The organism is Streptomyces sp. NPDC107500, assembly GCF_055582785.1.
Genome location: NZ_JBVJPF010000003.1, coordinates 40,440 through 54,394, shown reverse-complemented (window position 1 = coordinate 54,394; position 13,955 = coordinate 40,440). Strand labels below are relative to the sequence as shown.

16 protein-coding genes are annotated in these 13,955 nt (G+C 70.9%); 10 read left to right on the top strand and 6 right to left on the bottom strand.

Features of this window, described 5'->3' with window-relative positions:
* Positions 1–121 precede the first annotated feature (121 nt).
* From ACZ67M_RS11820 to ACZ67M_RS11810, 3 genes are all read left to right on the top strand, one after another.
* Positions 122–1,327: an acetyl-CoA C-acetyltransferase gene (locus tag ACZ67M_RS11820; RefSeq protein ID WP_125494641.1), complete on the top strand. Its 1,206-nt coding sequence runs from the start codon at positions 122–124 to the stop codon at positions 1,325–1,327.
* A 71-nt stretch (positions 1,328–1,398) separates the two neighbouring features.
* Positions 1,399–2,355: a methylmalonyl Co-A mutase-associated GTPase MeaB gene (gene meaB, locus ACZ67M_RS11815; protein WP_125494640.1), complete on the top strand. Its 957-nt coding sequence runs from the start codon at positions 1,399–1,401 to the stop codon at positions 2,353–2,355.
* A 190-nt stretch (positions 2,356–2,545) separates the two neighbouring features.
* Positions 2,546–3,856: an MFS transporter gene (locus tag ACZ67M_RS11810; protein ID WP_469850753.1), complete on the top strand. Its 1,311-nt coding sequence runs from the start codon at positions 2,546–2,548 to the stop codon at positions 3,854–3,856.
* Here the strand turns inward: ACZ67M_RS11810 and ACZ67M_RS11805 are convergent.
* A complete protein-coding gene (locus tag ACZ67M_RS11805; RefSeq protein ID WP_469850751.1) occupies positions 3,777–4,505 on the bottom strand; it encodes a PepSY domain-containing protein in 729 nt (242 codons plus the stop codon). The genes ACZ67M_RS11810 and ACZ67M_RS11805 overlap by 80 nt on opposite strands.
* Positions 4,506–4,631: 126 nt before the next feature.
* Here ACZ67M_RS11805 and ACZ67M_RS11800 point away from each other — a divergent pair, with 126 nt between their 5' ends.
* Both ACZ67M_RS11800 and ACZ67M_RS11795 read left to right on the top strand, forming a co-directional pair.
* Entirely contained in the window at positions 4,632–5,300 is a 669-nt protein-coding gene (locus tag ACZ67M_RS11800) for a response regulator transcription factor (RefSeq protein WP_392010761.1), read from the top strand.
* Positions 5,297–6,739, top strand: a complete 1,443-nt coding sequence (locus tag ACZ67M_RS11795; RefSeq protein WP_469850749.1) for a sensor histidine kinase — start codon at positions 5,297–5,299, stop codon at positions 6,737–6,739. Before ACZ67M_RS11800 ends, ACZ67M_RS11795 begins: the two co-directional genes overlap by 4 nt.
* Before the next feature lie 13 nt (positions 6,740–6,752).
* Here the strand turns inward: ACZ67M_RS11795 and ACZ67M_RS11790 are convergent, their stop codons facing one another.
* The 4 genes from ACZ67M_RS11790 to ACZ67M_RS11775 all read right to left on the bottom strand — a co-directional run bounded on the left by ACZ67M_RS11790 (position 6,753) and on the right by ACZ67M_RS11775 (position 9,389).
* Entirely contained in the window at positions 6,753–7,229 is a 477-nt protein-coding gene (locus ACZ67M_RS11790; RefSeq protein WP_125493318.1) for a MarR family winged helix-turn-helix transcriptional regulator, read from the bottom strand.
* Between the two features lie 101 nt (positions 7,230–7,330).
* The gene (locus ACZ67M_RS11785; protein ID WP_361351515.1) at positions 7,331–8,107 is read right to left on the bottom strand and encodes an AIM24 family protein; all 777 of its coding nucleotides are present in this window, start codon (positions 8,105–8,107) and stop codon (positions 7,331–7,333) included.
* Positions 8,104–8,754 carry an AIM24 family protein gene (locus ACZ67M_RS11780; RefSeq protein WP_122616282.1) on the bottom strand — a complete coding sequence of 217 codons (651 nt, stop codon included), beginning with the start codon at positions 8,752–8,754 and terminating at the stop codon, positions 8,104–8,106. Before ACZ67M_RS11780 ends, ACZ67M_RS11785 begins: the two co-directional genes overlap by 4 nt.
* A 2-nt stretch (positions 8,755–8,756) precedes the next feature.
* Positions 8,757–9,389, bottom strand: coding sequence for an AIM24 family protein (locus tag ACZ67M_RS11775; protein ID WP_469850748.1), 633 nt, complete (start codon positions 9,387–9,389; stop codon positions 8,757–8,759).
* Between the two features lie 171 nt (positions 9,390–9,560).
* Between ACZ67M_RS11775 and ACZ67M_RS11770 the strand changes: the two genes are divergently transcribed.
* The 5 genes from ACZ67M_RS11770 to ACZ67M_RS11750 all read left to right on the top strand — a co-directional run bounded on the left by ACZ67M_RS11770 (position 9,561) and on the right by ACZ67M_RS11750 (position 13,002).
* On the top strand, positions 9,561–9,905 hold the full coding sequence (locus tag ACZ67M_RS11770) for a DUF3817 domain-containing protein (protein WP_307015159.1): 345 nt from the start codon (positions 9,561–9,563) through the stop codon (positions 9,903–9,905).
* Entirely contained in the window at positions 9,902–10,195 is a 294-nt protein-coding gene (locus ACZ67M_RS11765) for an MTH1187 family thiamine-binding protein (RefSeq protein ID WP_114529225.1), read from the top strand. Before ACZ67M_RS11770 ends, ACZ67M_RS11765 begins: the two co-directional genes overlap by 4 nt.
* 77 nt (positions 10,196–10,272) lie before the next feature.
* A complete protein-coding gene (locus ACZ67M_RS11760) occupies positions 10,273–10,782 on the top strand; it encodes a MarR family winged helix-turn-helix transcriptional regulator (RefSeq protein ID WP_361351511.1) in 510 nt (169 codons plus the stop codon).
* A gap of 106 nt (positions 10,783–10,888) precedes the next feature.
* A complete protein-coding gene (locus ACZ67M_RS11755) occupies positions 10,889–11,227 on the top strand; it encodes a DUF3817 domain-containing protein (protein ID WP_163015798.1) in 339 nt (112 codons plus the stop codon).
* A gap of 74 nt (positions 11,228–11,301) precedes the next feature.
* Positions 11,302–13,002 (top strand): acyl-CoA mutase large subunit family protein, encoded by a 1,701-nt coding sequence (locus ACZ67M_RS11750; protein ID WP_125493326.1) that lies wholly within the window; start codon positions 11,302–11,304, stop codon positions 13,000–13,002.
* Positions 13,003–13,499: 497 nt separating this feature from the next.
* Here the strand turns inward: ACZ67M_RS11750 and ACZ67M_RS11745 are convergent, their stop codons facing one another.
* Positions 13,500–13,799 (bottom strand): hypothetical protein, encoded by a 300-nt coding sequence (locus ACZ67M_RS11745; protein WP_469850746.1) that lies wholly within the window; start codon positions 13,797–13,799, stop codon positions 13,500–13,502.
* Between the last annotated feature and the right edge of the window lie 156 nt (positions 13,800–13,955).

Below are 13,955 nucleotides of genomic sequence, written 5' to 3'. Positions count from 1 at the left end.
TACGCAACGTGCGCGCGATCACACCGACCGCCGGGTGACGGGCGGGATACCGCTCAGTACATTCGAGTAAACCCTCGTTCACTCCTCGGCCTGTGCGGGCCGGAAAAGGGGATCGCAGCTCATGTCTTCTGCAACGAACGGCACGACCTCCGTCATCGTCGCGGGTGCCCGCACCCCGATGGGACGGCTGCTCGGCTCGCTGAAGTCCTTCTCCGGGGCCGACCTCGGTGGTTTCGCGATCAAGGCGGCCCTGGAACGCGCGGGCGTCACCGGTGACCAGGTCCAGTACGTGATCATGGGCCAGGTGCTCCAGGCCGGTGCCGGGCAGATTCCCGCCCGCCAGGCCGCCGTCAAGGCCGGCATCCCCATGAACGTCCCGGCGCTCACGATCAACAAGGTGTGCCTCTCCGGCCTCGACGCCATCGCCCTCGCCGACCAGCTCATTCGCGCAGGTGAATTCGACGTGGTCGTGGCCGGCGGCCAGGAGTCCATGACCAACGCCCCGCACCTGCTGCCGAAGTCCCGCGAGGGCTACAAGTACGGCGCGGTCCAGATGATCGACGCCATGGCGTACGACGGCCTGACCGACTCCTTCGAGAACATCGCCATGGGCGAGTCCACCGAGAAGCACAACACCCGCCTCGGCATCGAGCGCGGCCCCCAGGACGAGATCGCGGCCCTGTCCCACCAGCGCGCCGCCGCCGCCCAGAAGAACGGCGTGTACGACGCCGAGATCACCCCGGTCGAGATCCCGCAGCGCAAGGGCGACCCGGTGGTGTTCAGCAAGGACGAGGGCATCCGCGGCGACACCACCGCGGAGTCGCTGGGCAAGCTCCGGCCGGCGTTCTCCAAGGAGGGCACGATCACCGCGGGCTCCTCCTCGCAGATCTCCGACGGCGCCGCGGCCGTGGTCGTGATGAGCAGGGCCAAGGCCGAGGAGCTGGGCCTGGAGTGGATCGCCGAGATCGGCGCGCACGGCAACGTCGCCGGGCCGGACAACTCTTTGCAGTCGCAGCCCTCCAACGCCATCCGGCACGCGTTGAAGAAGGAGGGCCTGGAGGTCGGCGACCTCGACCTGATCGAGATCAACGAGGCGTTCGCGGCCGTCGCCGTGCAGTCAATGAAGGACCTCGGTGTGTCCACCGAAAAGGTGAACGTCAACGGTGGGGCCATCGCGCTGGGCCACCCGATCGGCATGTCCGGCGCCCGGCTGGTGCTGCACCTGGCCCTGGAGCTGGGCCGGCGCGGCGGCGGGGTCGGCGCGGCGGCCCTGTGCGGCGGCGGCGGCCAGGGCGACGCGCTGATCATCCGGGTTCCGAAGGCCTGAGCGCCCGTACGGCGTCTCAGGAACGCAGTCAAGGCAGTCAAGGCAGTCGGACGGAGCTGAACGGAGCTGTGATGCAGGACGTCTCCTCACTGGTGGCCCAGGCCAGGGAAGGCCGACCGCGGGCCGTGGCCAGGCTGATCTCTCTGGTGGAGGGGGCGTCCCCGCAGCTCAGGGAGGTCATGGAGACGCTCGCGCCGCTGACGGGCCAGGCCTACGTGGTCGGTCTGACCGGTTCGCCGGGCGTCGGCAAGTCCACCTCCACCTCGGCCCTGGTGACGGCGTACCGCAAGCAGGGCAGGCGGGTCGGCGTCCTCGCCGTCGACCCCTCCTCCCCGTTCTCCGGCGGGGCGCTGCTCGGCGACCGCGTCCGGATGTCCGAGCACGCCTCCGACCCCGGCGTCTACATCCGCTCCATGGCGACCCGCGGCCACCTCGGCGGCCTCGCCTGGGCGGCCCCGCAGGCGATCCGCGTCCTGGACGCGGCGGGCTGCGACGTGATCCTGGTGGAGACGGTCGGCGTCGGCCAGTCGGAGGTCGAGATCGCCTCCCAGGCCGACACCTCGGTCGTCCTCCTCGCCCCCGGCATGGGCGACGGCATCCAGGCGGCCAAGGCCGGAATCCTGGAGATCGGCGACGTCTACGTCGTGAACAAGGCCGACCGGGACGGCGCCGACGCCACCGCCCGCGAGCTGAACCACATGCTGGGCCTCGGCGAGGCCCGCGCCGCCGGCGACTGGCGTCCGCCCATCGTCAAGACGGTCGCCGCCCGCGGCGAGGGCGTCGACGAGGTGGTCGAGGCCCTGGAGAAGCACCGCGCGTGGATGGAGGAGCGGGACGTCCTCGCCGAACGCCGTCGCGCCCGCGCCGCCCGCGAGGTCGAGACCATCGCCGTCACCACCCTGCGCGAACGCATCGGCGACCTGCACGGCGACCGCCGCCTCGGCGCCCTCGCGGAACGGATCGTGGCGGGCGAACTCGACCCGTACCGCGCGGCGGACGAACTGGTGACGGGGCTGACGAACGGCTGACGTCCGGCTCAGGCGTCAGGCGTCCGGCACCCGACGTCCGAAAATGGCCGCGCGCGCCCGGAGCCGCGCTGCTACCTTGACCCGCATGTTCCTCCTCTTGGCATAGGGCCCGCCCCGCACGCGACCGCCGCATCCGGCCGTCGCGCGCCTCGGCGTCCCCTCGTTGCCTCCCTGTAGAGGAACCCTTCGCGTGTCCACGCCCTTTCCGCGGCCCTCGTACGCCGCCGTGCTCCGTGTCCCCCATGCCCGCCGTACCTTCGCGGCCGCCCTCGTCGGCCGGCTCTCGTACGGCACGGTCTCCCTCTCCCTGATGCTCGCCCTGACCCGGTCCACCGGGTCGTATGCCGTGGCCGGCCTGGTCATGGCGCTCTTCGGCGCGACGAGCGTCCTCCTGTCCCCCTACCGCGCCGGCCTGGTCGACCGGCACGGTCCGCGCCGGGCCCTGCTCCCCATGGCCCTGCTGTACGCCGCCCTGCTCTGCGTGACGGCGGCGGCCTGCTGGCGCCCGGGTGTGCCCGCGGCCGTGCTCGCCGCGACCGCCGCGTTCGCGGGTGCCTGCACACCGCCGCTCGGGCCCTCGATGCGGGCGGTGTGGGCCGACATGCTCCCCGACCGCGCCATGCTGCAACGCGCCTACAGCCTGGACGGAGTCGCCGAGGAACTGCTCTTCGTCTCCGGACCGCTGCTGGTCGGCGTGGTGGTCGGCGTCGCCCCGCCGGCCGTCGGCGTCGTGCTGAGCGCGGTGCTGGTGGCGGTGGGCACCCTCGGTTTCGTCACGTCGCCGGCGGCGGACCGCCCGCGGGCGGTGGAGCGGGCGAAGGACGCGACGCCTCCCCGGCACGGGCGAGGCGGAGCCGGACAGGGGCGGGCCCTGCTGCAACCGGTCCTCGTCGCCGCGGGGGTCGGCGTCTCGGTGAGCGCCGTCGACCTCCTCGCCGTCGCCTACGCGGTCCAGCGCGACCTCGGGGGCTCCACCGTCGCCTGGGTCCTCGCGGCACTGTCGGCGGGCAGCGCGGTCGGCGGACTGCTGAACGGCGCCGTCACCTGGACCTCGTCCGCCCGCGCCCGGCTGCCGTTCCTCGCGGCCGGTCTCGGCGTGAGCCTGGCCGCCGCCGGCCTCGCCCCGGGCGTCGGCACGCTGGTCGCGGCCGTCGCCTGCGCGGGGCTCTTCGTGGCACCGGCGCTCACGACGGCGTACCTGATCGCCGACGAGAGCGCCGCGCCCGGCTTCCGGACCCGGGCGGGCGCCTGGTGCAACACGGCCGTGAACGCCGGCATGTCCGCCGGCGCCGCCGCGGTGGGCCTGCTGGTGGAACGGCTGCCGCTGCCGGTGTGCTTCGCGGTGGCGGGCGCGGTCGCGGTGGCGGCGGCGCTGGTGCCGGGGCGCCGCCGCGGCGCGTCCGCGGGGTCGGCCGGACCGGTCAGTCGTCGTCCGAGCCCGAGTCGTCCGGACCCGAGTCGTCCGAGCCGGAACCGTCCGAGTCCGAGCGGTCGGCCGTGACCTTGCCGGTCTTCAGGTCGACCCGCCAGTCCTGCTCGCCCTTGCCGTCGGCACGGGTCTCGACCTCCCAGGCGGCCGGGCCGTCGTCGCCGTCGTCGTCCAGGTCCACGGAGGTCACCGTGGACTTGCCGGCCGCGGCCCGCGCCGCCTCGGCCGCGCTGACGGAGGTGCCCTCGAGGGCGGCCCGCGCCTCGGCCGTGTCGTCCTCGTCGGTGTCCTTGTGGGAGCCGAGGACCTTGCCGGAGGCCGGGTCGATCCGGACGCTGTGCCAGGTGCCGTCGCCGGAGAGGACGTCGACCTCCCAGGCGGCGCGCTCACCGCGGTCGTCGCCGTCGTCGTCCGCGTCGTCGTCCTCGTCGTCCAGGTCGGCGGAGACGGCGGTGCCCGGTGTGTCCCGCAGGGCGGCGGCGATGGCGTCGGCCGCCGTCACCTTGGCGGCGGACGCGCGGGCGGCGTCGTCGCGGTCGTCGGCCGAGTCGTCGTCGTGGTCGTCGGACTCGTCCCGGACGCCACCGTCGTCCGACACGCTCACGTCCGCCCGGGGCGTCGCGCTCCGGCCGTCGTCGCCCGTGGTCGCGAGGGCCGTCGCCGTACCCCCTCCGATCAGTGCGGCGGCGGTGACGGCGGCGATGACGATGTTGCGCCTCATGCTGGTTCCTCCCGAGTCGTCCAGAGTGCTGTCGTTTTCCGACCTCTGTACTGTCGCGGACCGACGCTGAGCCGAAGCTGAAGCCTCCTGAAGGGATCTTCAGCCTGGTTTTGCCACTCTTTACCCATGCGCCTGTTGATCGTGGAGGACGAGAAGCGGTTGGCCCTGTCGCTCGCGAGGGGCCTCACCGCCGAGGGATACGCCGTGGACGTCGTCCACGACGGCATGGAGGGCCTGCACCGGGCCGGCGAGGGCGACTACGACCTCGTCATCCTCGACATCATGCTGCCCGGCCTCAACGGCTACCGGGTCTGCGCCGCCCTGCGCGCCGCCGGCCACGAGGTGCCGATCCTGATGCTCACCGCCAAGGACGGCGAGTACGACGAGGCGGAGGGCCTGGACACGGGCGCGGACGACTACCTCACCAAGCCCTTCTCGTACGTCGTCCTGGTCGCCCGCGTGAAGGCGCTGCTGCGGCGTCGCGCGCAGGGCGGCGGGGCCTCGCCCGTGCACGTGCACGGCGACCTGAAGGTCGACACCGCCGCCCGCCGGGTCTTCCTCGGCGAGGACGAGGTCACCCTCACCGCGAAGGAGTTCGCGGTCCTGGAGCAGCTCGTGGTGCGGGCCGGGCAGGTCGTGTCCAAGGCGGAGATCCTGGAGCACGTCTGGGACTTCGCCTACGAGGGCGACCCGAACATCGTCGAGGTGTACGTCAGCGCCCTGCGGCGCAAGCTGCGCGCCGGGCTCATCCGGACCGTGCGCGGCGCCGGGTACCGCCTGGACGGCGGGCGATGAGCCGCCTCTTCGGCTCGGTCCGCGCCCGCGCCACGCTCGCCGCGACCCTGGTGGTCGCCGTCGCCCTGGTCGCGGCCGGCGCCGCCGTCCTGCTCTCCCTGCGCTCCAACCTGCTCGGCGAGGCCGGTACCCAGGCCGAACGCTCCGCGCGGGACGTCGCCACCGAGCTGGCGGTCGGGACGCCGTACGCCGACCTGTCGCTGGACGTGGACGACCGCCCGGTGCAGGTGGTCGACGAGGACGGCACGCTGGTAGCCGCCAGTGACGACCTGGAGCGGATCACCGGCACCGGCGTCGAGACGGTCGAGCCGCGGCCGGCCGCCTCGCCCGACGGCACCGGCGACGCCGGCGACACGGATGACGCGGACGACGATGACGACGCGGGCGAGCCGCTCGAAGCGGGGGAGATCGGCGAACGGACCACCGTCAGCGACGGTTCGGCGACCATCGACGGCGACACCGAGGACTACCGCTTCGCCGCCGTCCCCGTGAAGACCGAGGACCGGGGCCGCCTCACCGTCTACGCCGGCGCCCCGCTCTCCGCCGAGCACGGCGCCGTGAACACCGCGCTGACCGTCATGCTGATCGGCTTCCCGGTGCTGCTCGCGGTCGTCGGGTGGGTGACCTGGCTGGTGACCCGGCGCGCGCTGCGTCCGGTGGAGGGCATCCGGCGGGAGATGGCCGCGATCACCGCCAGCGAGGACCTGGCCCGGCGCGTCCCGGTGCCCGGCACCCACGACGAGGTGGCCAGGCTCGCCTCGACCACCAACGAGACGCTGGCCGCGCTGCAGACCTCCGTGGAGCGGCAGCGGCGGTTCGTCGCCGACGCCTCGCACGAGCTGCGCAGCCCGATCGCCTCGCTGCGCACCCAGCTGGAGGTGGCCGCCGCCCATCCCGAGCTGCTGGACCTGGACGGCGCGGTGGAGGACACCGTACGGCTCCAGCACCTCGCCGCCGACCTGTTGCTGCTGGCCCGGCTGGACGCGGGGGAGCGGCCCGCCGACGCGCGGGTCGACCTCGCGGCGCTGGCGCGGGAGGAGGCCGGGGGACGGGCCGGGGTGAGCGTGCGGGAGGACGCCGGTGCCGCCGGCGGGGTGTCGGTGGCCGGCTCGCGCGGGCAGCTGGGCCGGGTGCTGGCCAATCTGCTCGACAACGCCCAGCGGCACGCCCGCTCGGCGGTGGAGGTGTCCGTGCGCAGGGACGGCGACCTGGCCGTGGTCGGGGTGGCCGACGACGGGGAGGGGGTGCCGGAGGCCGACCGGGAGCGGATCTTCGAACGGTTCGTACGGCTCGACGCCGCCCGCAGCCGCGACGACGGCGGGGCGGGTCTCGGGCTGGCCATCGCCCGCGACGTCGCCGTGCGGCACGGCGGCACGCTCACCGTGCACGACGCGCCGGCAGGCGGAGCCCTGTTCGAGCTCCGCCTGCCGGCCGCCTAGATCAGGGCCTGGATCAGGAACGTCCGCGCTGTCCGCGCAGGTGCTCCGCGATGGGTTTGAGTGCCTTGTCCAGTTCGGTCAGGGTCTCGGGGGCCAGCAAATCGATGAAATGCCTGCGGACGGAGGCCACGTGGTGCGGCGCGACCTTCCGCATCGTCTCCAAGCCGTGCTCGGTGAGGACGGCGTAGAGGCCGCGGCGGTCGGACTCGCAGTTCTCCCTGCGCACCAGGTCCGCGTTCTCCATGCGGGTGATCTGGTGGGAGAGGCGGCTCTTGGACTGCATCGTGGCGGTGGCCAGGTCGCTCATCCGCATGCGGTCGCCCTCCGACTCGGAGAGGTTCACCAGGATCTCGTAGTCGTTCATTGTCAGGCCGAACGGCTGCAGGTCCTTCTCTAGCTGGTGCGTCAACAGCCTGTTGACCTCCAGGTGGGTGCGCCAAGCACACTGCTCCGTATCGGTCAGCCAGCGGGTGGCCGTCTCGGTCTCCATGAATGAAGTCTACCTAAAAAGTTGAAAGGCGAACTAGTGAGGGGTTTTCCGTGACGGTGACGGTGCGCACGCGTTCGATGTCACACTCCGCAGATTACCGCTCACAGCCCGAAGCGGCGCTGGAGGTCCCCCAGCTGTCCGGGAAGCCCCGGTACCCCGGAACGCCCTCCATGCGCTCCCGTCGGCCCGCCGCCGGGCACCCCCGCCTGCTGCGGCGGAGCTCCCGTGGCCTGCTCCGCCATCAGCGCCTCGCTCGACTGGAGGAGCACCGTCCCCGCTCCCACGAACTCGAACTGGTGCTCCTCTCCGGAGGCCCCGCCGAGCCCCGTCATCGCACGTAGGCCGCCCATCAGGCCGGTCATGTACCCGTGGTCGTAGTGGTGGCACGGGGACGGGCAGTCGGCCCAGCCGACCAGGGCCTGCGGGTCGACCCGGATCGGCGGTTCCATGAACACCACCGGACCGTTCGACGCGGCCACGAACTTTCCGGTTCCGATCAGCGTCAGAAAACCCGGCACGATCGACTGCTTCAGCGCGAGACTTGGCTGAAAAGCGAGCAGGTTGCCGGAGCGAATGGTCAGGTTGCCGTCCTCGAGGTCGTACGAATTCACGTCGAAGGCCCGGTCGGCGAGGAGCATCTTGCCCGAACCCTCGGCCACGACCCAGTCGCTCGCGTGCAGTGGCGAATGGAACGACGTACGCACCAGACGGTCCAGCCGGCCGTGCCCGACGCCGTTGAAATCGATCGTCCCGTAGTAGGCGATCATCTTCCCCTTCTGAAGGAACCACTGACCGCCCTTCAGCTCCACGCAGAAGGTGTACGCGTTCACGTTGTCGTCGGCCGGCAGGGTCGACGGGTCGTGGTGGACCGTGCTCACAGCTTCTCCTCCGACGCCTGGACGAACACCGTGCCGCTGCCGCTCAGCTCCAGCTGGAACGCCTCGCCCGAGCCGCGCCCCACCATGTCCCGCCAGCCCATGGCGGTGGACAGCTTGTTGCGCACGTCGCCGTGGTGGGCGACGTACGCCTGGGGGTCGACGCGCACCGGCCGCTGCGGGGTGATCGGGACCTCGAAGACGCCGCCGTGGGCCATCACCGCGACCGAGCCGTGGCCCTTCAGCGTCGTGGTGAACAGCCCCTGCCCGCTGACCTGCCCGCGCACCATGCCCATGACGCCGCCCTGGGAGCCCAGGAACACCGTGCCCTGCTCCAGGGTGCCCTCGAAGGCGAGGAGGCGGTCCGCCTCGACGTACAGGGTGTCGCCGGCGAGGTTGATCACCTGGACGTGGTGACCGCCGTGCCCGAAGAGGACCGTGCCGCTGCCCTCCACGGTCATCAGCGGGGTGTCCTCGTTCGCCACCCGGCGGCCGATCATCGACATGACGCCGCCCTGGCCGCCCCGCAGATTGGGGGTGAAGGACACCTCGCCCCGGTACGCGAGCATGGCACCGCGCTGACTGAACAGCCGCTGCCCGGGCGCCACGGTGGCCTGCACCATCTTGTGGTTGATCTCCTGGAAGGCCATCGTCAGACATCCCCCGCGATCGTGTTCCGCTCGCTCGGCTGCACGTACACCAGTCCGTCGCCCTCGAAGCGGATCTGGAACGCCTCGCCGCCGCCCTCCCCGAGCAGGGTGCGGAAGGTCACACCCGACTGGAAGGACTGCCGCAGGTTCCCCTGGTGCGCCACGTACGCCCCCGGGTCGACGGTCAGCGGGTACTGCGCGCTGACCCGCAGCGCCACCGCCGGGCCGTCCGACATGATCGCCACCTGCCCGTGCCCCTCGACGGTCGTGGTGAACAGCCCGTTGCCCTGTGAGGCGCCGCGCGTCCCCGTGAAGCTGGTGCCGGTGCGCAGTCCGGCGTCCGCCGCCAGGAAATTGCTCGACTCGACGTACAGCTTGTCGCCCTGGAGACCCACGAGGTTGATCTCCGAGGCCCGGTCCGCGAACCAGCAGGTGCCCTGCCCCCTCACCTCCATCACCGTCATCTGCTCGCCGGTGATCCGCCGGGTCACCATCCCCCGGATGCCCTCACCGCCACCGCTCAGCTTCCTGAAGGCCATCTCCCCGTCGTACGCGACCATCGAGCCGTTCTTCGCCTTCACGGCGTCTCCGGTCATGTCGACGGCGAGTACCTTGCTTCCTTGAAGTCGGAACATCGCCACAAATGTGAAGGTAGCCCGCCGGGCGGGTGCGCCGACAGGGATCGACCCCCTCACTCGGGCGCGTCGGGGGGTTTGCCACAATGGCCGTGCGCTTGTGCGTGCGTTCACAAACCGCCGCCCGGCGGTGCGCCCGAGTACCGACTCCTCTCCCACCGAAGGTGACCCGTGGACCTCAAGACCGCCTCCGCCCTCCGCCGCCTCCGCCTGGTCTCGGGCCCCGAGGCGATCTCCTTCCTGCTCCTGCTCGTCTGCTCGGTGCTGAAGCGGACCACCGACTTCAACGCGGTGCCCGTGATGGGCGCGGTCCACGGCATCCTCTTCGTCCTCTACGTGCTCTTCTGGGCGGACGCCTGGAACCGCGCCAAGTGGCCGCTGAAGACCGCCGCCCTCTACTTCGTCCTCTCCGTCCTGCCCACCGGCGGCTTCTTCGCGGAGCGCATGCTCAAGCGTGAGGCCGAGAGCGCGGTCATCGCCTCCCGCGCCCGCCAGGAAGGGATCGTCGGCGCATGATCGTCGCCTTCTCCGTGACGCCGCTCGGCGTCGGCGAGGACGTCGGGGAGTACGTCGCCGACGCCGTCCGGGTGGTCCGCGAGTCGGGGCTGCCGAACCGCACCGACGCGATGTTCACCTCCGTCGAGGGCGAGTGGGACGAGGTCATGGACGTGGTCCGGCGCGCCGTCGCGGCCGTCGAGGCGCGGGCGCCGCGCGTATCCCTGGTCCTCAAGGCGGACATCCGCCCCGGCGTGACGGACGGCCTCACGTCGAAGGTCGACACGGTGGAGCGGCACCTCGCCGAGTAGCCGTCCGCCGCGGGCGGTGGTATCGAAGAGCGAGACGGGGCTGACCGGCATATGACCGGCCGGTAAGGTCTGGTGCCGTGTCCAAGCCCCTCAGTCTCTCCTTCGACCCCATCGCCCGTGCCGACGAACTCTGGAAGCAGCGCTGGGGCGGCGTGCCCTCGATGTCCGCGATCACCTCGATCATGCGGGCCCACCAGATCCTGCTGGCCGAGGTCGACGCCGTGGTCAAGCCGTACGGGCTGACCTTCGCGCGCTACGAGGCGCTGGTGCTGCTCACCTTCTCCCAGTCGGGCGAACTGCCGATGTCCAAGATCGGTGAGCGCCTGATGGTGCACCCCACGTCCGTGACGAACACCGTCGACCGGCTGGTGAGGTCCGGCCTGGTGGACAAGCGCCCCAACCCCAACGACGGCCGGGGCACCCTGGCCTCCATCACCGGCCGGGGCCGCGAGGTGGTCGAGTCCGCCACCCGTGACCTCATGGCGATGGACTTCGGCCTGGGCGCGTACGACGCCGAGGAGTGCGGCGAGATCTTCGCGATGCTCCGCCCGCTGCGGGTCGCCGCCGGGGACTTCGCCGAGGACTGAGGCGGGGTCCGGGACGAGGGTCCGGGGCGAGGTTCCGGGACACGGTCCGGGCGAGTCGCCGGGGCCGCCCGAAGATCGCGCGAAACGGGCGGTTACGCTCGGACGCATGAAAAAGAGCGTGCTGACCCGCTACCGGGTCATGGCGTACGTCACCGGTGTGCTGTTGATCGCGCTGTGCCTTGGCATGATCGCCAAGTACGCCCTGAAGATGGACGGCGCCGCGGACTTCACCCAGGTCGTCAGCATCGCCCACGGCTGGCTGTACGTCGTCTACCTCATCTTCGCCTTCGACCTGGGGTCCAAGGCGAAGTGGCCGGTGAAGAAGCAGCTCTGGGTGCTGCTCGCCGGGACCGTTCCGACGGCCGCCTTCTTCGTGGAGCGCCGGATCAGCCGGGAGCTGGACGCCAAGGTCGCCGGGGCCGAGCCGGTGGCCGCCAAGGCCTGAGCCCACCGCCGCGCGGACACCCGTGCGGCGGTCTCCCATCGACATTTACTTGGACGTCCTAGTAAATTGGGAGCATGGACGCTCACGCCATAGAGGAAGGCCGCCTTCGCTGGCAGGCCCGGTACGACGCGGCGCGCAAGCGCGACGCGGACTTCACCACGCTCTCCGGCGACCCGGTGGAGCCGGTCTACGGGCCCCGGCCCGGGGACGAGTACGAGGGGTTCGAGCGGATCGGCTGGCCGGGGGAGTACCCCTTCACCCGGGGCCTGCACGCGACCGGCTACCGGGGGCGTACATGGACCATCCGGCAGTTCGCCGGGTTCGGCAACGCCGAGCAGACCAACGAGCGCTACAAGATGATCCTCCGCAACGGCGGAGGCGGGCTCTCCGTCGCCTTCGACATGCCGACGCTGATGGGCCGCGACTCCGACGACCCGCGCTCGCTCGGCGAGGTCGGGCACTGCGGGGTGGCCATCGACTCGGCCGCCGACATGGAGGTCCTCTTCAAGGACATCCCGCTCGGCGACGTGACGACCTCCATGACGATCAGCGGGCCCGCCGTGCCCGCGTTCTGCATGTACCTGGTCGCCGCCGAACGGCAGGGCGTGGACGCGTCCGTCCTCAACGGCACGCTCCAGACCGACATCTTCAAGGAGTACATCGCGCAGAAGGAGTGGCTCTTCCAGCCGGAGCCGCACCTGCGCCTCATCGGTGACCTGATGGAGCACTGCGCGGCCGGCATCCCTGCCTACAAGCCGCTCTCCGTCTCCGGGTACCACATCCGCGAGGCCGGGGCGACGGCGGCGCAGGAGCTGGCGTACACCCTGGCGGACGGCTTCGGGTACGTGGAGCTGGGGCTGTCGCGCGGGCTGGACGTCGACGTCTTCGCCCCCGGCCTCTCCTTCTTCTTCGACGCGCACCTCGACTTCTTCGAGGAGATCGCCAAGTTCCGCGCGGCCCGGCGCATCTGGGCCCGCTGGATGCGGGACGTGTACGGCGCGAAGACCGACAAGGCGCAGTGGCTGCGCTTCCACACCCAGACCGCCGGTGTCTCGCTGACCGCCCAGCAGCCGTACAACAACGTGGTGCGTACGGCCGTGGAGGCGCTCGCGGCGGTGCTCGGCGGCACCAACTCCCTGCACACCAACGCGCTCGACGAGACCCTCGCCCTGCCCAGTGAGCAGGCCGCCGAGATCGCCCTGCGCACGCAGCAGGTGCTGATGGAGGAGACCGGCGTCGCCAACGTCGCCGACCCGCTGGGCGGTTCCTGGTTCATCGAGCAGTTGACGGACCGGATCGAGGCCGACGCCGAGAAGATCTTCGAGCAGATCAAGGAGCGGGGGCTCAGGGCGCACCCGGACGGGCAGCACCCCATCGGGCCGATCACCTCCGGCATCCTGCGGGGCATCGAGGACGGGTGGTTCACCGGCGAGATCGCCGAGTCCGCCTTCCGGTACCAGCAGGCGCTGGAGAAGGACGAGAAGAAGGTCGTCGGCGTCAACGTGCACACCGGTTCCGTCACGGGTGACCTGGAGATCCTGCGGGTCAGCCACGAGGTGGAGCGGGAGCAGGTGCGGGTGCTCGGCGAGCGCAAGGCCCGCCGGGACGACGCGGCGGTGCGCAGCGCCCTGGAGGCGATGCTGGGCGCCGCCCGGTCCGGGGCCAACATGATCGGGCCGATGCTGGACGCGGTGCGCGCGGAGGCGACGCTCGGGGAGATCTGCGGCGTGCTGCGGGACGAGTGGGGGGTGTACACGGAGCCGGCGGGGTTCTAGCGATCTGGTGGTTCGGAGGTGCGTGAGCGTGGTGGCAATCGTGGTGGAGGATCTGGGCGGTGCCCGGAAAGGCGCTCGAAAGTCGGAAAGAACGCCCACCTAATTCCGCAGGCCTGAGTTCGCAGCGAAAGCAGGGCTGCTCGAATTCGGATAGCTGCAGACTTTCGACGCGCTCAGAACCTCTCCGTCAGAAGGCCTTCGTTTCGCACGCTGAACGCTGCTCCGAGTCCCTGTGACACGTTCCCGCCTGGCGCGTCTGATCGTGGACGAGCGATAGCCGCTCGCCCGAGCGCTACGACATGTCCTGACCTACCGCTTTGCAGTGAGCCAGGACGGTGCCGAGGGGCCTTACCGGATCCCGGCCCGGGTCCCGCAGCCACAGGTCCGCAAGATCGTGCACCTGGGCTGGAAAGCAGCAACGGGACCCGGTCCAGATCGCCGGACGGCTGGGCATGGCCGACTCGACGGAGGCAACGTCCAATCGGAGTGAGTATTAGTCACCAAAGGTCAGGGGACAAGTTGGCCGCAGCGATTCGACGAAATGCCTGAAGCCGAACCGCCTCGTCGTCAATCAGTGCCAAGATCTCAAAGGCGTACGAGGCGGAGTCGATGTTTCGACCTGATGCGATTTCTTCGTAGAGAACCCAAGAGCCTCTCTTGGTCACATCAAGGCACCTGTCCGCAACGTCATCCTGTTCTCCGTTGACCAATGTGGCCAAGACGATGAAAAGCTGACGTCGATGTTCGTCATGATCTCCGCCTGCCAGAGCCGCCATGACCATGGACGCGGTGGCCACAGCCGGCTGCATCAAATTGGACTGGACATATGCATGCCCTTCAGCCCATCCCTTTCCCGTTCGGTCAGGCGGGGGATTCCGCAGAGCATTTTGGAAATCCGTCGGAATGTGACTGGCGCTCTGGCCACACCCGCAAGCCATTTCGGACCACTTGTG